9 protein-coding genes and 1 pseudogene are annotated in these 24,036 nt (G+C 27.6%); 5 read left to right on the forward strand and 5 right to left on the reverse strand.

Translation table 4 applies throughout. From position 1 onward, the window contains the following. Nucleotides 1-287: 287 nt before the first annotated feature. Both MOSC01_RS0102335 and MOSC01_RS0102340 read left to right on the forward strand, forming a co-directional pair. A complete protein-coding gene (locus tag MOSC01_RS0102335) occupies nt 288-4,256 on the forward strand; it encodes a ZmpA/ZmpB/ZmpC family metallo-endopeptidase (protein WP_010321207.1) in 3,969 nt (1,322 codons plus the stop codon). Nucleotides 4,257-4,499: 243 nt separating this feature from the next. Next, the gene (locus MOSC01_RS0102340; RefSeq protein ID WP_010321208.1) at nt 4,500-8,501 is read left to right on the forward strand and encodes a ZmpA/ZmpB/ZmpC family metallo-endopeptidase; all 4,002 of its coding nucleotides are present in this window, start codon (nt 4,500-4,502) and stop codon (nt 8,499-8,501) included. A 1,089-nt stretch (nt 8,502-9,590) separates the two neighbouring features. Here MOSC01_RS0102340 and MOSC01_RS0102345 read toward each other — a convergent pair. Beyond that, nucleotides 9,591-10,772: an Mbov_0400 family ICE element protein gene (locus tag MOSC01_RS0102345; RefSeq protein WP_010321209.1), complete on the reverse strand. Its 1,182-nt coding sequence runs from the start codon at nt 10,770-10,772 to the stop codon at nt 9,591-9,593. 90 nt (nt 10,773-10,862) lie between these two features. Here MOSC01_RS0102345 and MOSC01_RS05000 point away from each other — a divergent pair. The 3 genes and pseudogenes from MOSC01_RS05000 to MOSC01_RS0102355 all read left to right on the forward strand — a co-directional run. After that, a pseudogene (locus MOSC01_RS05000) lies at nt 10,863-10,937 on the forward strand (transposase); the annotation flags it as partial. A 193-nt stretch (nt 10,938-11,130) separates the two neighbouring features. Next, on the forward strand, nt 11,131-12,594 hold the full coding sequence (locus MOSC01_RS04445; RefSeq protein WP_010321210.1) for a hypothetical protein: 1,464 nt from the start codon (nt 11,131-11,133) through the stop codon (nt 12,592-12,594). A 12-nt stretch (nt 12,595-12,606) separates the two neighbouring features. After that, nucleotides 12,607-14,061: an LlaJI family restriction endonuclease gene (locus tag MOSC01_RS0102355; protein ID WP_010321211.1), complete on the forward strand. Its 1,455-nt coding sequence runs from the start codon at nt 12,607-12,609 to the stop codon at nt 14,059-14,061. Nucleotides 14,062-14,414: 353 nt separating this feature from the next. Here the strand turns inward: MOSC01_RS0102355 and MOSC01_RS0102360 are convergent, their stop codons facing one another. The 4 genes from MOSC01_RS0102360 to MOSC01_RS04210 form a co-directional block, all read right to left on the reverse strand. Beyond that, entirely contained in the window at nt 14,415-15,017 is a 603-nt protein-coding gene (locus MOSC01_RS0102360) for a restriction endonuclease subunit S (protein WP_318023783.1), read from the reverse strand. Then, nucleotides 14,957-15,595, reverse strand: a complete 639-nt coding sequence (locus MOSC01_RS04555) for a restriction endonuclease subunit S (RefSeq protein WP_100167636.1) — start codon at nt 15,593-15,595, stop codon at nt 14,957-14,959. The genes MOSC01_RS0102360 and MOSC01_RS04555 overlap by 61 nt, the downstream gene beginning before the upstream one ends. Then, nucleotides 15,595-17,616, reverse strand: a complete 2,022-nt coding sequence (locus MOSC01_RS0102370) for a class I SAM-dependent DNA methyltransferase (RefSeq protein WP_010321214.1) — start codon at nt 17,614-17,616, stop codon at nt 15,595-15,597. The genes MOSC01_RS04555 and MOSC01_RS0102370 overlap by 1 nt, the downstream gene beginning before the upstream one ends. 517 nt (nt 17,617-18,133) lie before the next feature. Next, nucleotides 18,134-24,022, reverse strand: coding sequence for an SGNH/GDSL hydrolase family protein (locus MOSC01_RS04210; RefSeq protein WP_044881137.1), 5,889 nt, complete (start codon nt 24,020-24,022; stop codon nt 18,134-18,136). Nucleotides 24,023-24,036: the final 14 nt, after the last annotated feature.

Consider the following 24,036-nt stretch of genomic DNA (forward strand, 5'->3'; position numbering starts at 1 on the left):
TTTTGTTAGCATTTTTAAAATTTTTTTCATTCTAACCAAAAAAAATTAAAAAATCATTTGTTTTCTACAAAAAACAGGAAATAATATTGAAATTAGTATATTAATTTTTGGCACTTTCAAAAAAGGTGTGACAAATTAAAATAATACAAATTGCAGCCAAAAATAAAGGGCTTATAATACTAAAATAGCTAGTAAAAAAAGGATTTTTTAACTTTTCAATTTGTGTAATTCTTATGTATCTATGGTACAATTATTATAATTATTTAAATTTTTTTGGGGGGAAAATTATGAAAAAATTTCTTTTACTAAAGAAAGCTACTGTTGGTTTAGTTTTCCTGTCATTATCACCAATATTTATTATCACAGCTTGTAAAAGCGAAGTTGATAAAAAACCTACTACTTCTAATAATGAAGATTCTAAAAATGAAGGTTTTAAAAATGATGCTTCTAAGAATGATGAAGCTAAAAAAGATCCTAAAAATGAAGCTCCTAAGAATCATGATACTAAAAATGATGTAGATAATCAAGAACAAGTTTTTCCAAACCAAGAAAATAATTCAAATCAAGAAGGCACAGGACAAATTATTAATGTCTCTTCTGTTTTTGAGGATAAAACCTTTTTAGTAAACAAACAAGCTGAAGTTGATAATGTTTCTTCAAAAATAAATGGGTCAAAAATCGAATTTAAAAATATAAATTCTGCAAATTTATATCATTTTAATAATCAAGGCAAGTATGTAAAGCTACTTTCAGTTAGTAATTTAGATTCTGATTTAAAAAACTATAAAATCAAATTAGATTCAGAAGATTTGCTAAAAAATGTGTGATTGAATGTAAAATCTGTTGAAGATGAAGGCAATTATTATAAATTTGCTGGTGAATTTAATGAAAATTTCATAAATATTTTAAATAATGGAACAGTTAGTTCTACTTTTGACATTTATTTACCTAAAACTAAAAATGTAGCAGGTTTAATCACGACTTTTGAACAATTAATTAGTGAAATTCGTGCAAATCCCTCTGGAAAATTTAAATTAGCAAATGATATTTCTGCAGAAAATACAGAAATAGGTAGTCATTCTAAATCCTATTTAGAAAATGTTTATTTTTCTGGAAGTTTAGAAAGTCTTGAAGGCAAAAATTTTACTATTTACGATTTAAAAAAGCCACTTTTTGACAATTTAAATAACGCCATAATACAAAATATTAATTTTAAAAATCTCAAAATTAAGTCATTAAATAATTCACAAAGCGAAATTGGTGCCATTGCAAACGTTTCATCGGGTTCAACGGTTAATAATGTTCATCTTTTTGGCGATGTTATAGGCCTAAAAATGGTAGGCGGAATTATCGGTGCAATGGATAATAATTCTGTTATTAAAAACTCAAGTTTTCATGGAAATGTTTATTCTTCCCAATCTGCCGGCGGACTTAGCGGAGTAGTAACAAGAGGAAGTTCGATTGAGAATTCTTATGCAAATATAAATGTCACATCTAAATTAATAAATTCTGATAAACTTGGCGGGATTGTTGGTGATCTAGGACAAAATTCATCCTTAAAAAACATTGTAATTAAAGGAAATGTTTTAAATAATGGCCGTGATGAATTTCCTGAGTCTGGTGGATTAATCGGTTCAGTTTCCACAAACGGAACTCAGGATAATCCTGATACTGGAAGTGTTGAAAATATTTATGCAAATATAAATTTTTTCAATGCAAAACCAATTTTTGGTAACTTTTATAAATCAAGTTTTTTTGACTATGAAAAATTGTTTAAAAATATAAATTTTGTTAATAATTCTGGTGTTGAAAATTTTCCTTGACTCAATATAATTAATGAAAATACTTTTAATGAAACTGCAAAAAAATGGGAAGATTTAAGTAACCAAAATATTAAGCTAAAAACTTTAAATTTCTCCTATTTAAAAGGATATCAGTCTGATTTTAGCATTGCTTATTCCAATTTTGCAAAACTTTTGCCGTTTTATGATCGTTATACAATTATGAATTATGCACATAAAGTGGATAAAAATTCTAACCTTTACAGAAAAAAATTACTTGGATTTGAATTTTATGACAATCAAAATTTAATAAAAAATCTTGCTCGCGAAAAATCAAAGGTAAACAAACTAATAATTTACTTTGGCGATGACCAAAAAGAAGAATTCAAAATAGACAGTTTTAAGCAAAACACTGACGGAATCATTGACTTTTCTTTTGAGAGTAATGGTTCTAAATTTATTGTTCATCCAAATATTTTAATATCTGATAAAAAAACTGAATTAGTTTCTGGATTGATAAGTCTTTTAAAAAATATTAATTTATCTGATAATTCAATTTTTGATACACAAAATAATTTTGTTGATAGCAGTCCGATAAAAGAACAACTTTTTATTGACACACATGAGACTGAAGTTAAAAATGATTTGGAAAATATAATTAATTCAGTTTCAAATAATATTGATATTTTTGATCTAAATGACACTAAATTTACTGAATTTTATAAAAAAGATTTAGAAAAAGAAAAAAATTCTATCTATATTGGCCTAAATTATTTGTACCGTTGATACTCAATGTCGGATTTTAAAGATAAATTATTGTATTCATTAGGAATTTACGGAAAATCAAGCGATAGTCTATCATTGTTAAAAGACATTGGAAAATTGGACTTTATTAATCTAAAAGCAGATAAAACTGCAAATGGTTATCGTGATGTTTTTGCAAAATATTTAAAACCAAATTCAGTTGGCGATTTTATTGAATATAATTATAATTTATTTAAAGAACAAGGCCAAACTATCGATAAATATTTTGAATCACTGACAAAAGCATATATTACAAAAGTTGAAAGTAAATCCGATAAATCAGCAAATAAACCAATGGTCGAAAGATTTAAACAAGAAGAACAAGCTAATAAGCTTTTACCACTTTTGACTGTAAAAGACGAAAATACTCTTTGATTTATTTTTACAACAAATAGTAATATTTCAGGATTATTTTCACAGTATAGTTCTTCAAGCGAATCACTAAAAACACAAATTAAAGAATTTGCCGAAGCAGCCCAAGGCTACTACGATGTTTTATACCGAATTTTAAATGAAAAATCAAAAAAAACTATGCAAAATCACATAGTTGATGTTTATGATGGTTTTGGTTCGAAAAATGATAACGGCGTTAAGGCTTATTCTCTACCAATTAATCATTGAGTAGGACGCCTAGGAAAACGCTATTCTGCTTATGTTCCTGAAGGAAATAAAAAAATTATTTATTTTGATAATACAAAATTATTAACAAATGAAGCTAAGTCTGTATTTTCGCATGAAAGTACTCATACTTTTGATAATGATATTTTGCTAGATGGATATGGAAAAAGATTTGGACATAGGGCTGAATCTTTTGCAAGAGGGATGTTTCAAGCGCCTAAGGTTGGTTCTAATGGAGATTTAGCATTTAATTTTATTTACAAATACACTGGTGATCAAGTTGTCCGCAACTCTAGTCCAGAAAGATTCGCTAATTTAGCTGATCTTGAAAAATACTATAAAAATTTTTTTGACCTAATTTATGTTTTAGATTTAGCAGAAGCTGAAGCAATAATTTCAAAAAAATCCAATATTAATAATTACAAAAAGCTTAGACTTGAAAATGGCGATTTTACAAAAAGAGATATTTTATCTAGAGCTCAAAATTCCGATTTTGATTCTGTAAATTCAATTAATGATTTAGTTGATAAAAATATTGTTGGTTCAAATGTTTCAGGAGACTCAACTACATCATTTGGACATAATAATTATTATACTGTAAATTTCTTTAATCCTTATTTTGGAATACTTGAAAATACACAAGGAGTCTCTGGTGGACTCAATTTTAGAAGGGTTGCATTTGAACTTCTTGCCGAAAAAGGTTATTATGGCGGAATGATTCCTTATATTTCTGCCAAATCAAATAAGGAAACTAATGTGCTAGAAGGTGTTGTTAAAGGTAGTGATACTCACGTTTTAAAAATGATTTTTGGTGATAAATACAAATCTTTTAGTGATTTTAAAAAAGATATGTATAAACAAAGAAACGATAAACTCAATAAATTAAAACCATTTACTTTTGATTTTAATAGTCAAAAATACGAAATAAATTCTTTTGATGATTTAAAAAAAGTTTTTATAAATAATTCTGATTTAAACACAATAAGAGTTAGAATTCATGTTGCCATGAATAAACAAACCGACGAGTATCGACAATCAATATTTAACGACTAATTAGAAATATTAAAGTAAGACTGATTTATTTTAAATTTGCAATGCAAATTAAAATATTTTTAATAAATTAGTCCCGAGTTTCACAGTAAATTAGTAGAAAAAATTAAAACAACTAGTTTTTTATTTTTTCTTTAGAGTTAAAACAATAAAAATCAACATAGTCACAAATTTTATTAGATTTCTAATTCTCAAATATCTATGCTACAATTATGTATAATTATTTAAATTTTTGTGGGGGAAATTATGAAAAAATTTCTTTTACTAAAGAAAGTTAGTTCTAGTTTAGTTTTCCTATCATTATCACCAATATTTATTATCACAGCTTGTAAAAGTGAAGTGGATAAAAAACCTACTACTTCTAAGAACGAAGAATCTAAAAATGATGCTTCTAAAAGTGAAGCTAAGATTGATACTTCTAAGAGTAAAGATTCTAAAAATGAAGCTGAGAATGATGCTTCTAAGACCCAAAATTCTAAAAATGAAGCTAAAAATGAAACTGATAACCAAGAACAAGTTATCCCAAAGCAAGAAAATAATCCAAATCAAGAAAGCACAGAACAAATTATTAATGTTTCTTCTATTTTCGAAGACAAAACCTTTTTAGTAAACAAGCAAGCCGAAATTGATAATGTTTCTTCAAAAATAAATGGATCAAAAATTGAATTTAAAAATATAAATTCTGCAAATTTATATCATTTTAACAATCGAGGCAAATATATAAAGCTACTTTCGGTCGATAATTTAGATTCTGATTTAAAAAACTATAAAATCAAATTAGATTTAGAAGATTTGCTAAAAAATGTGTGATTGAATGTAAAAGCTGTTGAAGATGAAGGCAATTATTATAAATTTGCTGGTGAATTTAGCCAAAATTTCATAAATATTTTAAATAATGGAACAGTTAGTTCTACTTTTGACATTTATGTACCTAAAACTAAAAGTGCAACAGGTTTAATCACCTCATTTGAACAATTAATTAGTGAAATTCGCGCAAATCCATCTGGAAATTTTAAATTAGCAAATGATATTTCTGCAGAAAATACAGAAATAGGCTTCAATTCCAAGTCATATTTAGAAAATGTTTATTTTTCTGGAAGTTTAGAAAGTCTAGAAGGCAAAAATTTTACTATTTACGATTTAAAAAAGCCGCTTTTTGACAATTTAAATAATGCCATAATACAAAATATTAATTTTAAAAATCTCAAAATTAAGTCATTAAATAATTCTCAAAACGAAATTGGCGCCATTGCAAACTTTTCATCGGGTTCAACAGTTAATAACGTCCATCTTTTTGGCGATGTTATAGGTCCAAAAATGGTAGGCGGAATTATCGGTGCAATGGACAATAATTCAGTTATCAAAAACTCAAGTTTTCATGGAAATGTTTATTCTTCCCAATCTGCCGGTGGACTTAGTGGAATAGTAATAAGAGGAAGTTCAATTGAGAATTCTTATGCAAATATAAACATCACCTCTAAATTAATAAATTCCGATAAACTTGGCGGGATTGTTGGCGAATTAGGCCAAAATTCATCCTTAAAAAACATTGTTATTGAAGGAAATGTTTTAAATAATGGTCCTGATGAATTTGCTAATTCTGGCGGACTAATCGGTTTGGTTTCCACAAATGGAACCAAGGATCACCCTGATACTGGAAGTGTTGAAAATATTTATGCAAAGATAAATTTTTTCAACGCAAAGCCAATTTTTGGTAACTTTTATGAATCAAATTTTTTTGACTATGAAAAATTGTTTAAAAATATAAACTTTGTTAATAATTCTGTTAATGAAAGTTTTCCTTGACTCAATATAATTGATGAAAATACTTTTAATGAGGCTGCAAAAAAATGGAAAAATTTAAATAATGAAAATATTAAGCTAAAAACTTTAAATTTTTCCTATTTAAAAGGATATCAGTCTGATTTTAGCATTGCTTATTCAAATTTTGCAAAACTTTTGCCGTTTTATGATCGTTATACAATTATGAATTATGCGCATAAAGTGGGTAAAAATTCTAACCTTTACAGAAAAAATTTACTTGGATTTGAATTTTATGAAAATCAAAATTTAATAAAAAATCTTGCTAGCGAAAAATCAAAAGTCAACAAACTAAAGATTTACTTTGGCGATGGCCAAAAAGATGAATTCAATATAAACAGTTTCAACGAAAATAATAGCGGAATCGTTGACTTTTCTTTTGGAAATAATGGTTCTGAATTTATTGTTCATCCAAATACTTTAATATCTGATAAAAAAACTGAATTAGTTTCTGGTTTAATAAGTCTTTTAAAAAATATTAATTTATCTGATAATTCAATTTTTGATACACAAAATAATTTTGTTGACAATAGTCCAATAAAAGAACAACTTTTTATTGACCAACATGAGACTGAAGTTAAAAATGACTTGGAAAATATAATTAATTCAGTTTCAAATAATATTGATATTTTTGATTTAAATGACTCTAAATTTACTGAATTTTATAAAAAAGAATTAGAAAAAGAAAAAAATTCTATCTATATTGGTTTAAATTATTTGTACCGTTGATACTCAATTTGGGATTTTAAAGATAAATTATTGTACTCTCTAGGAATTTATGGAAAATCAAATGATAGCCTATCATTGTTAAAAGACATTGGAAAATTGGACTTTATTAATCTAAAAGCTGACAAAACTGCAAATGGTTATCGCGATGTTTTTACAAAATATTTAAAACCAAATTCAGTTGGTGATTTTATTGAATATAATTATAATTTATTTAAGCAAGAAGACCAAACTATCGACAAATATTTTGATTCACTGACAAAAGCTTATATTATAAAAGTCGAAAGTAAATCCGATACATTAGTAAATAAGACAATGATCGAAAGATTCAAACAAGAAGAACAAGCTAATAAACTTTTGCCACTTTTGACTGTAAAAGACCCAAATACTCTTTGATTTATTTTTACAACAAATAGCAATATTTCGGGATTATTTTCCAAATATTTTTCTTCAAGCGAATCATTAAAACCACAAATCAGAGAATTTGCTGAGGCGGCTCAAGGTTACTATGATGTTTTATACCGAATTTTAAATGAAAAATCAAAAAAAACTATGCAAAATCATATAGTTGATGTTTATGATACTTTTGGTCCAAAAAATGAACCTGGCGTTAAAGCTTATTCTTTGCCTGTTGGTCATTGATTATCATTAGGAAATAAGAATTATGCTGCTTTTGTTCCGAGTGGAAATAAAAAACTTATGTATTTTGATGGCACAAAAATATTAACAAAATACGCAAAATCGATATTTTCACATGAAAGTACTCATGCTTTTGATAATGATATTTTGCTTGACGGATATGGAAAACGATTTGGTCATCGGGCTGAATCTTTTGCACGAGGAATGTTTCAGGCACCTTACAGTGACGAAGGTGGAGATTTAGCCTTTAATTTTATTGAAAAATACAGAGGTGGTCAGCAACTAGTCCGTAATTCAAGTCCAGAAAGATTTAGTAATTTAGCTGATTTGGAAAAATACTATAAAAATCTTTTTGACATAATTTATCTTTTAGATTTAGCAGAAGCTGAGGCAATAATTGCAAAAAAGCCATCAGACACTAGTGATTATAGAAAAATCCAACTCGGAAGTGGCGGTTTTACAAAAAAAGATATTTTATCTAGAGTTGAAAGTTCTGAATTTAATTCAATAAATTCAATTGATGACTTAGTTGACAAAAATATTGTTGGCGCGAATGTTTCAGGAGACTCAGTCAGATCATTTGGACATAATGATTACTATACAGTAAATTTCTTTAGACCATATTTTGGGATACTTGAAAATACAGAAGGAGTCTCAGGTGGACTCAATTTTAGAAGGGTTGCATTTGAACTTCTTGCCGAAAAAGGTTATTATGGCGGAATGATTCCTTATATTTCTGCCAAATCAAATAAAGAAACTAATGTGCCAGAAGGTGTTTTTAAAGGTAGTGATACTCATGTTTTAAAAATGATTTTCGGTGATAAATACAAATCTTTTAGTGATTTTAAAAAAGATATGTATAAACAAAGAAAAGATAAACTCAATAAACTAAAGCCATTTAGTTTTAATTTTAATAATAAAAAGTACGAAATAAAATCTTTTGACGACTTAAAAACAGTTTTTATTGATAATTTTGATCGAATAAATATAATAAGAGTTGAAATTCATGTTCAAATGAATAAGCAAACTAATGAGTACCGCAACTCAATATTTGATGAATAATTAGAAATATTAAAGTAAGACTGATTTATTCTAAATTTTCAATGCAAATTAAAATATTTTTAATAAATTAGTTCTGAGTTTCCCAGCTTGATGAGATAATCTAAAAAATTGTCAGGTTTTAAACCAGGACAAAAAAAATTAACACTAAGGTGTTGGCTTTTTGTCCGAGTTTATGATTTTCAATTATAAAAAGTGAATGCTTAAACGAGTTAGACTACAGTAAAATAACTTTAGAAGATTTGAAAAAAATAATTGCAAATTATATATTTTAATACAACAACTATAGAATTCAATCGATTTTAAATTGAAAAACACCACAGCAATATGCTATGATGTTAAAATAATATTAAACTGTTAATTTTTTTGTCCTGGTTTATTTTTGGGGACTTTTTTAACACTCATGAATGCAAAATCTACTTATTAATCAAATAAAACAAACTAAAAAAGCTAAAATTTTAACTTAAAAGCAAAATTATGAAATTTTTAAACTACTTTTTTAGTTCAAAACAACGACAAAAACATAAAAAAATACAACTGCTATTTAAACTCAACCTAAATAGAAAACTCGTTTTTATTTAGGTTGAGTTTAAAAAAATATATGAAGTTTTGAAAGAACAATAAACAAAAGCCCTAAATTTGAAGATTTCTAAACGGTTAAATTTAAGGCATTGCATCATATTTAAAAATATGACGGAAAATTCGCATTTTTTGATTTTTTAGCCAAAGAACATAAGTAATCCCCCCCTTAATTCAATACAAAATTTATTAATTCATTCTTAGTGAGGGTTATTATAACATAATTTTTTCTAGACCAAACATTTTTTTTTTTTTTTTTTACAAAAGGTTAATTTAAAATAATAAAATTAAGATTTTAGTCTCAAAAATATCCGTAAATCCGGGTATTTTTGCATATTTACATTGACTAAAAAGTGAATTTTTGCCATCGAGTTGGAGAACTCAGGATTAGTGAATAAATGCTTTTATATTGTTTGTTTGCTTAGCTTTTTTAATATAAATTCCAAAGCTAGATCAAAAAACTAGTGAAAAATCCCACCAATTAAGTGTCTAAGTTCCTTATTTTTCTGTTTTTTACATTTTCATTTTGAATGTTGGAACATCTTTTTTAGATTCTTCTTGTTGTTCTTTTTTTAATCTTTCTTTTTCTTTTTTTAATCTTTCAACTAGTGATCTTTTTCGATAAGTTAATTCATCTCTATATGGCTTTTGATTTTGGGTTTGTTTTTGTACTAGTTTGGATATTTCTTTATCAAGTTTATCCTCTAATTTATGATAATAAAAAACTTCAGTTAGACCATATGCTTGTTGCATTGATTCACGAAATTGCCTAAATGATTCCATACTTATATCCAAATCATTTTTTTTAAATCAATCAAGCATAAATTTATAATCAGTATCTATTAATTGATAAGCTAAATCACGGTTTTCTAACAGCGAATTATAAATAATTATAGCATCTACATTAGTAGGAACTATTGGATTTGGAAGTTTTCTATATTCCCGAATAATTTCTAATGAATTTAATCCTTGTTGTATAAATTTATTTTTATTAATTCAATCAAACAAAGGATTATATATTTTTTCTTGGTTATATTTTTTTCGAGCTTTGCTTAAGGCGATTTCAAGATTTTTTAATTCAACAATATCTTTATCTTTTTTTAATTTATCTTTTAGTTCTTCGAATTCTTTAATTTTTTGGGGTTTTTTAGTTTGCTTTCTTGCTCGGTCATAGTCATGTTCTAAATGCCAATCACTAGCATATTCAACTTCAGACTTAGTTTTTCTGGTTTTTGAATCATAAGAGACTTTGGAAATTACAATAAAAGGTTGCTTGTATAATTTCAGGCATTGATAAATGTAGTCAAATATTTTTTTTACTTGATCAAATTGTAGTTCTTTTGAATCAAGTATTTCTGTCTCTGGGTATTTTTTGGTTAGTTCCTCAAGTTGACTACCGTGGATGTAAAAAATTTGCGAACAGTCTAAATAAAAATCATTTGTAAATAACGCATTAGGTTTGTTTGATTTTGAAATCAAAACTTCACCATCTATACGTTTTTTTAGCATTCAATCAGTTAAACGAGCATCACGCGCTTTAATATAATAGTAATAATTGTCTTCTCTATCATGAAAAATAATTACCGGTGTTGAATTGATTCTTTGACCAAGACTATCAAATACTAGTGTCCTTTTCAATTTAAAAGGAATGAAGTTTGCTCATTTACTATTTTTTATTCGATCTTTAATTGTCATAATTACACCTTTGATTCAAAATTTATTCTTATTAAAAATATATTATACCAAAAAAGCCAAAATATTTTCTAAAAATTTTAATTTAACAGAAAAAATTGAGACAAAATTAAAAAACAGTTAGAAATTATTTTCCCTAATCGCTTAAATAATGTAAAATTAGATTAGATTTCTATCTGAGAAAATCCATAAAATTTAAAACACAAAATTATGAACACTCCCGAAAACCACGCCAAAAATGATCAATTAAGAATAAAAATAGATTCATTAGGTAATTTTATGGCTAACATTGGACTGTATTCTGTTTGTTGAAAGAATATTGTCGAAAATGCAATGCAAAAATTGTAATTGGAGATATTATATGAATATTTTATATGATAAAAAGAAGAAAGAATACATATTAGGAAATAGAAAATTCACAAAAGACGAATTTGTAGAATATATAATGAATAATATGATGGTAGGCCTTTCAAACGAAGACATATCTTTAGAAATGGATAAACAGAGCCAAGATAAAAAAAACAAAAAAGATATGGAAAATGTATTTTTGACTTCATATAATAGTTTAATTCCTAGAAATCGTATTATCTTTGGAGCACCTGGTACTGGTAAAAGTTATACTCTAAATAATGACTTGCAACAGCTTTTAGGAGAAAATAATGAAGATCAATATGAGAGAGTAACTTTTCATCCAGACTATTCATACGCAAACTTTGTTGGCACATATAAGCCTGTAATGGTTGATGATTCTTTCGAAAATCTTGAGATTACTGATAAATATATTCTTTCTGTATTATGAGACAGAACTAAGTCAGCTCAAGAAAAGTATGACTTATTGTTTGATAAATTTAAGGTTGGCGGACTCAATAGATTACCGGTATTGTTAGGCTTATACACAGATGAGGACTTTACTACCAGAAGATTAAAAAATGCTGCTGCCAATGATAATAATGTAGGACGAAATATTGGAAAAGATATTAGACAATATGTAAACTTATATAAACCAGAATCTAGAAAAAAAGATATTTCATACGAATACGTTCCTGGTCCATTTATGAGAGTTCTTGTTAAAGCCTTAAAAAATGCGATGACCGATAATCCTAGACCTTTTGTATTGTTAATAGAAGAAATTAATCGAGCAAATGTTGCTGCAGTATTTGGTGATATTTTTCAACTATTGGATAGAGATAGCGATGGTGTAAGTGAATATAAAATTGCAACCACTAATGACATGAGAAGATATTTATCAGAACAACTAGGAGTCGAAGAATCAAAGCTTGAGTCTATAAAGATACCAAATAATATGTTTATATGGGCTACTATGAACATTGCTGATCAAGGTGTATTTCCAATGGATACTGCATTTAAAAGAAGATGGGATTTCGCATATCTAGGAATTGATGACAATGATCATGCTCTACATGGAAAATATGTTATGCTTTCTGATAATAAGACACAAAAAGTTGAATGGAACAAATTGAGAAAAGCTATTAATAAATTCCTTGCTCATTGTAAAATAAACGAAGATAAACAATTAGGACCATATTTTCTTTCTAAAGATATTATAATTCCTGAACAAGGAGATGAAATTAATAGAGAAAAATTTATTAGTGCATTTAAAAATAAAGTGATTATGTACTTATTTGAGGATGCAGCCAAACAAAAACGATCAGAACTATTTAAAGGGTGCTCTAATGATAGCACAAGATATTCTCAAATTTGCAAAGAATTTGAACAAAAAGGTGTTGGAATATTCAACCATGCTATTGTATCAGATTGCGATATTGAAGATGTTGAACCTAAAAATGACAACTTAGATAATTAGGGGGCTTTTTCTATGATCTCCATGATCTCCGGATTTGTAAGGGAACAAATACGTTATACTCAAAAGGAACTTTGTAGCATTTTGAAATGTAATGAAAATGAAGTCGTTATATTGATTAGAAAATTAAAAGAATATGGTGTCTTAAAAGCGGTAAAAGCTTCTGATAAACAAAAGAACATGAATGAACTACTAGATGAAGATATAGAGATATCTGGTGTTGAAGTAGGCAAGAATGAATATTTTTATATATTTACTTTTGTTGGAGTTATTGTTATAGCAGGTAGAGTGCTTAAGTGTTATCCAAAGTATCTATTAAGCAATAAGAATCCTACTAACGAGTTAAAACAAATAATAAAAGTTCTTGAAAAATACAATTCTTCCGAACAGATTATAAAAATGTTTAATGATAGCAATGAAAGTAGTTCATTTAATCTTTTGGCAGTAATCTTGTTTTTATTAAATGATTATTATGAAAATGGAATTTACAACACTACAGAAGAAATTGTTGAATTCAATGGGACAGGAGAAATTCTATGGGATAAAACTATAAATGAATCATTTGCAATTTTATCAAATGAAAAACCATATTATATGGAATTACACACTCGTAAAAGACTTACCAATGAGTTTGATTATTTTACTCGGCTTCATCAATGCATACTAACAAAGATTTCCCAAGAGTTAAAGGAAGCCAATCTTCTTGATTTATTTGAAATCACAGAAGTAGATTTATCTGATGAGAAATTAGATGATTTTGGCGATGATGATTATATTTTATATAGAATTGAAAAAGAACTAGGTCTACAGTATAACACGAGAAAACAATTGCTTTTAATGACCATATATTCTTATATAGACAAAAAAGGCAGCTTTTATGATCTTGATTGCTTATCTTTGCTTGGGACTAATAGTTTTAATTTGGTTTGGGAAAAGATTTGTGCACACATTATGAACAATCAATTGGAAAATAGTTTGGGCGCTTTGAATCTTCCAGTGCTTTTAAAAGATGGTTATGATAAAAAGAAAAAATTAATAGATTTAATTGAAAAGCCTTTATGGACTATTACAGGTAAAGAGGCGAAAAATACTTTAATACCAGATTTAGTATCCATCTTTCAAAATGATGGTAATTATGAATTTATTATATTTGATGCAAAGTATTATAACGCACATTTGGAATACGGAATTACACCAAGTGGACAGCCAGGAATAGAATCAATTACAAAACAATATTTATATCAATTAGCTTATCAAAAATTTATAAATGATCATGAGTTTTCAGCAGTTAAGAATTGTTTTCTTCTACCTTCAGAAAATGATTCTATAGAAAATAAAGGTGAAGTAAAACTTGAAATGATGGAAAATATTGGCCTACAGAATGTTCAAGTAAGATTTATTCCTGCAGTAATGGCTTATGATCTATATCTGACAGAAAGAAAAATGGATTTTAATCTTCTAAATCTATAAAAATATGCTAACAAACTGTAAAATAGAGAATCTGTAAAATTTAAGTGTGTTATGCAAGCGAAAGTGCTCGCATTTTGCTTGATTGTAAGTTCAAGCGAACACAAAATAAGGTAAAAATAATTGCGTGACCAGAATTAAATTAGTAGAAAAATCTCAGATAATTAGTTTTTTACCTATGATTTTGATTACACCACTTTTGTTAATTTTTTCTAGCGCGCTCATTTTAAAAAATTTGGACAAATAATTTACCTCATATAAAAACTTGGGCTTTTATATGATAAAAAACTTTGAAGTCTTTTATTGTTATGCCAATCATTATTTAATGAACAATTAGAAGTATTAAACAAAGTGATTTACTTTAAATTTGCAATGCAAATTAAAATATTTTTAACCTTTTTATTATAATGATCAATTATCTCATTAAGAATTATTTTCATAATGAGAAATGTAAATTTCTCTATGAAGTCAAAATCAATTTCGTTTTGATTGTTGACTGGAAGAGTGATTAATTCCTCGCTAACTCTTTTTCAGGTGGATTTATTATCTCAGGAATATTTCTGAAAAACCTTATTTAAACTTCCAAGAAAAAACAGGTAAAATTGCTTTTTATTATTTACTTCATATTTAAATTTAAAAGCATAAGAATCTTGTAATATTGTAAAGGGTTTTGGTTGGAAAAATACCTTACCATTTCCATTTGCAGTTGCTGAAAATACATTTTGCAAAATAGTTGCACCTTTAGGATTAATATATCTTCCTAGTTGATTATTTGTCGAAATTGCAGTTGTTGCCGGTAAATCACCAGGGCCGTTTGTGATAACATTTTTTGTTTTTATTTGTTCAAAAATGTCTTTAATTCTAAATTCTTTCCAGATTGTATTGGAGTATAAATTCTCTATTTCCGCTTGAGAAGCGGCTCTCTCTCTCTCTCTCTCTCTCTCTCTCTCTCGTTGTAATCAAAATTATTCTGAGTAAATCCTGATGCGATTAAATAGGCTTCAAGTTCCGCTAAGTGAGTGGCTTCAAGATCTGCTAGGTGAGCGGATTCAAGTTCTTTGATAAATTTTTCTATAAAATCAAAATTAATTTCGTTTTGATCATCAATTGGCAGAAGGAATTTAGTTTCTAAAATACTTTCTTTTGAGGAATTTATCCCCCAACTTAATTTTGCAATGGCTTTTTGAATTGCAATCGAGATAAACATTAATGATTTTTGTTTAATTGTATTTTTTCCTTTGTATTTTAAAACTTTAACATTGTTGCCGGTGAAATATTTTTGTTTTTGAAAAAAACTAAGAAAAGTATCTTGCGCAAAACTAATCGTGTTTGCAGGATTTAAGAATTTTAAATTTTCCTGAATATACCCTTTAATTCCGTTATTTTTACTTTGTCTTACAACATAAGGATAAGTGTTTGGAATCTGTGTATCATAGATTTTAACCTTATTAGCATGAATGACTTTATTTGAGCTTGAAACATCAAAAATATCTTTAATTCTAAATTCTCCCCACTGAACTTCTTGTAATTTTTCAATTAGTGGGGCATATACTTTTTTATTTGGTCTTGTTTTTTAGCTCCAATTTCGGTATCTTTTATAATTTGACTAACTTCTCAAGCTAGAAAATCAGCAATTGAATTTTTAAAATCACTGATTTCTGGTTTTAAATCAATTTTCCTTGTCTTATTCCAGTCACCGCCGTTTAAAGGATCAATCACATCTTCAAAATAACTGTTTGCATCTAAAAAATTGAGCTTATGCTTCCCGATATGAACTAAATCAACGACTTCTTGATAGCGTTCATTCGCATTATCGCTATCAACTAAATTAATCGCTGCTTTTTTTCTATTTGTTCTTTTATATCCGTCATTGCTAAAATCAATAAACTTAACTGGTAACTCTTTATTATGACTTTGTCCTACTTGAAATACATAAATATGTGTCTGCACACTTGATTTACCTAAAAATAAATCAAGTGGCATTTTAATACTTGCCAGTAGCGTATTGTTTTTAAGAATTTTTTTATTAAAATCTTTTGCTTTACCAGAACCTGCCGAAGATTGAATAATGATAGCAGCATAACCATTTGTCATCATTGAAAGGGCTTTTTCAACAAAAACCATACCATTTCCAGGCGCAGAATAAGGAGGGTTTAAAACAAAAGCATTTGCTGGAAATTTTTCCTTATTATCAAATTCTCTTAACGAATCTTTATGTAACAAATTGGTGGAACCATCACCCATAAGTATCATATTTAATATTGCAAGCATGTGGATTTTTGGCAAAATTTCTATCCCCAATAATTGATCTGTTTTAATTTTGATTTTTTTTACTTCTAATTCCTTTGGTGATTTTAATTTTGCTTCTGCATCGGCAATCATTTCATTCATGGCCGCAACTAAAAGTCCTCCTGATCCGGTAGCAAAATCTCAAACATAAGAATTTTGGTCAATTCGCGCTAATTTTACAAGCAATTTTGCGACATATGGTGGTGTTAAAACAACATCATTATCTTTATCCTCACTGTAACCAAGTCAAGAATACATTTCATTAAAAAGTTTTCCAGCAAAGTCGATTTCTAAACCGTTTTTGAAAAAATATCCAATATCATCAATAACTTTTCCAAAAATTCTTTTGATTCTTGACTCGCCGTTTTCTGGGGCATTTAGCCTTTCGTCTTTCAAACTTGGCGATAAAATATTAATTAAAGTTTTCTGTTTTTCGGTTGGTATTTGCTTTTGTCTTAGGAAATTAATAATTTTATACAGTATTTTGTCCCCATCTTGACTGTTTTCTTCTTTGGATGATTTAAGTTCGGATTTATTAAGCGGGGCAACTTTATAAGGGATTCCTAAACTTGCAATTATACTAGCTACAATTAAATATAGTTTTGTATCAGGTTCGATATTATTTTCATTTTTGTAAATATCATTATTAAGTTTTTTAAGCGCAGCTATCATTTCGGCTTCTGATCTTTGCCTTAATTTATCTCTTTCCTCCTCACTTAAAAATAATTTTTTCGCATCTTTAATAAATTCATTAAAGTGTTTTTTGTCTAAAAAACTAAAATCGCTATATTCGCCTATTAATTGTCCTTTGCCATAATTATCATTTGAGACTCACCAAACCTGAACTTCGCGTTCAAGTTTACCATTGGCATTTTTCTCGCCAACGGCGCCGATTACAATAATATCGGTATAATAAGTCGCTTGCTTTATTCCTGTAGCATAATGAATAGCTCCATTTACTGCATAATTTTTAATGTGATTTCATTGCGTAAGATCAGGATATCCATTTGAATCTAGTTTTACCATTTTATTAAGACCAACTTTATATTCGATCAAAATAGGATAACTATTACCTAGTTCGTCCTCTAAAAGCATTTTGCAATCAGGGCGATTTCCACCATTTTTTCCATTTTTGGATAAATATTCCTCAAGCGCAGAATTAATATCTTCATTTAACCATTCATTTTCTAGTCAAAAATCAAGACCCATATTATTAAGTTCAGAATTGAAGCTTCCTGCAATTGTGGCTTCTGAAATATTAGATTTCATAATTTGTTCTCCTTTTTTGAAGTTTTTTTAAATTAGAAAAATAAAATTAGTTTTGATCCTGAGGTTTGCTTTGTTCGTGGATTTCTTCGATTTGTTCGGGTAAGTTAGTACACTAATTTAGACTTTTAATTGGGGTAAATTATTTTAGTTTTAATCAATCTTTAATTGCCGCGATTCAATTCCTTTGATTTAATTTATTTTTATTAAAGATAAATTATAGCGAAAAAATGGCTAAATTTTCCTAAAATTTTTCTTTTTTTAAAAAATTTTTGATATAAAATGAAAATTTTTTGCCATCTAAGGAAAAACAACTTTAATTAGTGATTTAAACTTGCGCGGTCAAAAAGAGTAGCGAAATTTGATCATTTTCTAATATTTATTGTTGAGCACAAAAAAACTTCTAAGCTCCTTTAGAAGTTTTTTATGATTAAATATATAAGCAAAACTCTGTTATAAAAAGAACATAAAATTAATTAACGCTAAAAAATATTTCCATTAATTTAAATTTTATATTCATTTACCTTTTAATTGGATTATCATATTTATCAGGATAAGTTCCATCATGAATTTGTTGTAAAATTTGGTCTTTTAATTTAAGTTGACCAGTGTCTTTATAAAAACGATTGTTATCTTTATTGTAATAAATCATTGTTAGCATATCGTTTAATTTAACATCTGAAGCTGAATATCAATTCGTCCAAACTTGCCATCAACCAGCTTTAGGTTTTGCTGGGTCACCTATTATTTTGTCGATGAAAGTTTTATATTCTCTATCATTCGTTTTATTTCTATTTGCTTGTTGACCGTTTTGTAACGATGCACGAATTATTTCAGATGCAGTATAGGAAGACAAAATACCACCGTAAAATGCTGAGGATCGAGCTCAAAACTGAGAAATTCTAGATTCATATGTGTAAAAAAGAAGGATCAGAACTAGTCTATAAAGGAGTCTTCCTTTTGATGAGTTTTTAAAGTTATTAATTGATATTTTATTACTAGATTTGGTGCTCTCAGAGTACCAAATTCTATGAAATAATTTTGAAATTGCTTCAAGTTGAGGATCTTTTTGATTTGATTTAAAAATTGATTCTAATGAAATTCCAGTGTATTTTATATGATTTAATTCTTTTAAAATTGGTGAAGCGTCTTTTTCCTTTGCCTTATCTCAGTTTGGAGAAGCTAAAAATATTAAATCAAAAAAGTCAGCAATTGATTTAGTTGAAATTTTTTGATTAGTTGGAGTTTTTAATGTTAAATTTTTTTCATCAATTAGATTTTGTTGTTCGGTTGGACTTTGGGCAGTTGAATCATCTCCGCCAATTTTTGGTTCAATTTTAACAACTAAATCAAGATTAATTAATTTTGCTAAATCTAATTTGCTAAAAATAGCACCAAAAAAGCTTGTGGCTTCTTGGCTTGGATTTAAAGTTTTGATTGATTGTACAATTTGATCTAAAATTCCTGAAAGTAACGGATTTTCTAGTCCTAGATTTACAAAATCATTGAGAAATTTAGTTATTATTTCTCTTGGTTTTTCTATTTTAACCTTGGTAAGATTTTGGTTGTTATCTAAATTTAATTTTAAATATACAGCAATTATGTCGGCTGCTAAATCAGCAAATTCAGTATCTTGTATTAAAAAATTAACCACAGATCATAGATATGATTTTAAAAATGCTGAATTTGTTCCATTTTGAGAATTTGCCTGGCCATTATTGGTGTTTTTCTTGGGCTGATCGCTTAAAAATGTAGCTAAAAGCCCAGAAAATGTTTTTACTTCTTTGAATAAAGTAGAATTTTTGTTAATATAATCTAAAAGACGAAAAATTAAAACTTTATTAATTGAATCAGGTAAAAATTTTATGAGCAATTTTTTAAGTAATGGCTCGACTTTTTGCTTTTTGTCTGCTGATAAACCACTAAATAGCGAAAAAGTGGACACATCGCCAATGCTTAACAAATTAATTTTGTCTTTGAAAAATGATGAATTAAAAATTTTAACGATGATATTTCAAAGTTCATCCCTTTCAGTTGCAGAAATTAGATTATAAACTGTTGCAATTTGTTTGATAAGGTCAATGATAAACCCTTCGTTTGCAATTTCGGATTCTAAAAGTGTTTGAACATTTGAAAAAGAAACCTCACCTTTTGTGAATTTGCTTAAAATTAATATAAATTTTGTTAATAAGGCATTTTCTTTAGAATAATTTGCCGGGATTTTAGGTGATTTTGTTTCTTGAGGGGTTTCAGGTAATGAAGAGTTTTGGTCTTGGGTTTGGTCTTGGCTGGTATCATTGAAAGGTTGAGCATTGACTAATACTTGGGATAAATCCTGACTTACATTAACAGTGGAAGGTTCGTCTGGAAAAAGTCCTTTTGGATCAATTTCTTCTTTGTAAAAATTTTCAAGATTATTTTTTATTATTTCTTTTATTAGTTTAAAAAACGGCTGAAATTCAGCGTTTTCAAATTGAGTATCAAGCATTTTTCCAACTAGTGTTGAAAAATTATCGCTCAAAGTGTTGCTTTTTTCGTCTAATTCAACAATAAATTCACCAATAATTTTGTTAAAATATTGCTTTTCAAATAGTGATTTAATTAATGAAAGGTTATTCAGTAGTTGTTTAATTTGGGTTTTTGCAACTATTTTAAAATATGAATTAAATAGATTTTTTAGTGCCGGCGATTCTAAAAATCAATTAAAAATTGGCATAACACTGTCAAGATATTCTTTTGGAATATTTGCTAAACCTGCGCGAATCTGTTCAGAAATAGGCTTACTTCTAACAACTTCGGAAATCAAAGTTGCAATACTATCTTGGGAAATTTTAGCTTGGCCTTGAGCACTTGTTGCCTCTGCTGAATAATAATTATTAGCAATATCAACGCTAAAACTGTCAAATAAAGTCTCAAGAACCGGTTTTTTAGGAGTAGAATTACCTGAAATTGCATCAAATATAATTGAAATTAAGGCTTTTATTATTAGTGGCGAATAAGTTTTTGGCTCTTGATCAAAATCTAAAGTTGAGTCTTTTAATTTTGAAAAAATATCACGAACTAAATCCAAAGTTGTCTGAATTGAGCCTTCAGTCAAATTTAATTTATATTCATGCAAAATTACTTTTAGAAATTCAGAAATTGAATCTCAAGTTGAAGAATCTCCTAAAAACAAGGTAAAAACTTGCTCAATTAGGGAAGTATTTTGTTTGAGAAAATTTTTAACTAGTGAATCAAAATTTGGATGTGCTTCAAATTCTTTTTTGTCAAAAAAATAATTAATAAGTTCTGAAAGTAATTGTTCAACTTGCTTAGATTCAAAAAAGGTTGTTAAAATATTTAAAAGTGAATTTTGAATTCTAGGCTTACCAAAAAAACTATTTTGGTCTAATTTACCAAGAAGTTGATTCTGTAAAAAAGACTGGCCAAAAAGGTTTTTGAAAAATAAAACTAAGTCTTCATTTGAAATTTTACTTTGAAAATCAAGACTTGCAAGATTTTTTAAGAATTTATAAATTGTATCTTCAGTAAAGAAATTATTTAAAAAGTATGAAGAAAAATTTTGAAAGGTTAATTGTTGATCAGTTAAAGCAATTTTTTGCGAATGCTGCTGAATTTCTAGTGCATTTTGTTGTTTCTGTGCTTCTTCTAAAAGTAATTTTTCTGAGTTATGCCGGTCAGAATTTTCTTTATAAAAAGCTTCAAAATTTTCTAAGGCAGCCTTTACAAAGGCAAAAATTAAATTATCAGTTGGAGCTGAGCTATCTTGTTTTCAAAGTTGATATTTAACTCGAAAATCTTGAAAAATTAGTTCAATTATTGATGTAAAAGTCTTAATTGATTGTTCATTTAATCCTTGCGAGCTTAATGAACTTGAAATTAAACTAGTAAGATTAGTTAAAAATTGCTCTTTTTCTACATTTATAGCGATAAATTCGTAAATATTTTCCTCAAGTTTTGGCAAATTGTTAGCTAAAAACTGAAAACCAAAACGATTTAAGTTGTCAATTTGTTGGTACTTGTTTTTATTTACTAAAAAATCGTTAATCGCTTGATTTACAATGTCAGCAAGTGGTTTAAATGAATTTGAAGACAAAAAATTTTTAAGTGAATCAAAAAAGAATGAAAAACTAGCAAAATTTGGAGTTGAAGTATCAATAAAATTACTTAGGTCAAATTTTGTTAAAATTGGGTAGAATTTATTAAGTAATTTTTTTAGTGAATCAATTTGGTTTTGACTTAAGTCAAAACTTAGAAGTTCGTGAAATAAATCAAGTAAATTTTTTGAATCTTTAAAAAAAGTTGAGTAATTTGTATAAATTTGCTCTGAAAAAATTGAAGCAATATTTTCAGTGATATCAGTAGTTTTGATTTGTTTAATTGCACCTAGGAAATTTTTTGCTGCTTGATCATTTAATTTAGCCCAAACATTAGTGCGAACAACAGCATCGGCAAGTGAAACTAAAAGACTAACAATCGAAGTTTGATCTTCCTCATTCAAATTAAACTCAAAATTATCGTTAATAATTGTTACTAATAACTGAACAGATTCATGATGTTTTAGTGTTTCAGAGATAAAATTGCGAATAAAAATAACATTATCATTGTCATTATCAGGATTTTCTAAATAAGTACGAATTATTTCGTGAAAATTCTGTGAATTTTTATAGTCTTTTGACCGAAGATGGTAGTCAGTAATTATTTTAGAAAATAATTTTCTTATCGAATCAAAAGTAAAAACGATTTTTAAATCTTCTTTATTTTTAAGGTCGATTTTGATAATGTTATTAATTAGCAAATCTTGGACTATTGTTTGGCCAAAAATGGATGCAAAAATTAAATCTTTAATTTTTTCAGGATTTTTATCTGCAAATTCTGAAGTTACAACAGTATTTAAAACATCAATTATTTGTTTTTCGTCAAAATCAGCAAAAATATAGCTAACAAGGCCAGAAATTGTTGCTTTTTCTCAAGTTTTGTTATTAGTTACATCTTGGACATAAGACTGAAAGCGGTCAATTATTTTGCTAAAAAAGCCACTTGAGAAAATTTTTTGCAAAATTTCGGTAAAAGAAGCGCCAGCTTGTTGGTTTTCTTGTCAAAAATCAGTTAAAATTTTTTCAACACTTGGATTATTTTGAACAGCTAATTGGATAAAACGGTTTAAAAACGCGCCAAAATTATTATTTAGTATCACATTTATAAAATTTTCTATCGGCGAGTTTTCAGCTTTTTTAACATTTTGAATGGTTAACTCTTCAATTTCAGAATTTTCTGAAATAAATTTTTCAAGCGAATTCTCGACTGTTAAAGCGTCAAAAATTTCTGTATTTGTACCTAAATTTAGAATTCGGCGGTAAGAGTTAATGTCTTTTTGGACATAATTTTCGTCCCATTGTAATTTAGTGTTTGCTTCGTTTCTGAACTCTAGGTCTTGTTCAAAAGCTAATTTAAATAGCAAATCTTGAGCCATTTTTTTATAGCCCTTAGTTGATGGGTGAATATCTAAGTCGTTTGTAGTAAATTCAGACGTTTTATTTTGTCAAATTGATTCATTGTATAAATCAACATAGTTTACTTTTTGACTTTTTGCGGCTTTTTGGATTGTTGAATTCAAATGCCGTATTATTAAATCAGCATAATTTTCTGGAACGCCAATTTCGTTTGTGAGCATTTTTTCAAAAAATTTAATAATTTTTGAAGACAAAGAATTATAGCCGACTAAAACTATTTGTAAATCAGGGTTGATTTTTCGCAAACTTTGAATTAGCAGTTGTAAATTTCTGTAAATTTTTTGGCTTGCAATTTCAATATTTTGGGAAAATTCAAAATTTGCCTCAGCTTTTGTTGCAAGTTTTTGCATTGGCTTGGCGATTGTGCGAAAATCAATAGCTTCGATTAAATCATTTGCGCCTAATGAAAGAGTTAGCAAATTAGAGTCTTTAATTTTTTGATGTAATTTTGGGTAGTTATTTGAGTTAAAGTCACCAAAAACTTCGCGAATTTGCTGCCCATATGGTGAGTCTAATTTTTGGTCTAAATAATAATTAAAATGAAAATGTGTCTTATCAGAATTTTTATAGACTTCATTTTCGGGATTAAGCAAGTAAAGTCAATCACTAACTGTTGTTCAAGAAAGTGCTAAATTATCAAAGGATTTAAGTGCATTTGGTTTTATTTTTTGAATAAAACTAGCAAAAAAGGCTGGATATGAAAGTCCATTAATTTTTCTATTTTTACCAATGTTTCCGCGCAGATCCATAGAATAATCTCAATTAAAACCTGCAGAAATTGAATCACCTATTGATAAATAGTTAATTTGGTCTAAAAGTTTTTCAGTTTCCTGAGCTGAATGGGTTACTGGTATATTAAAGTGCTCGGTTTTATCGCGATTTTTTATACCAATCAAAGTAATTCCAGAGA

This window comes from Mesomycoplasma ovipneumoniae SC01 (assembly GCF_000218525.1).
In the GTDB taxonomy this organism is placed as follows: domain Bacteria; phylum Bacillota_I; class Bacilli_A; order Mycoplasmatales; family Metamycoplasmataceae; genus Mesomycoplasma; species Mesomycoplasma ovipneumoniae_A.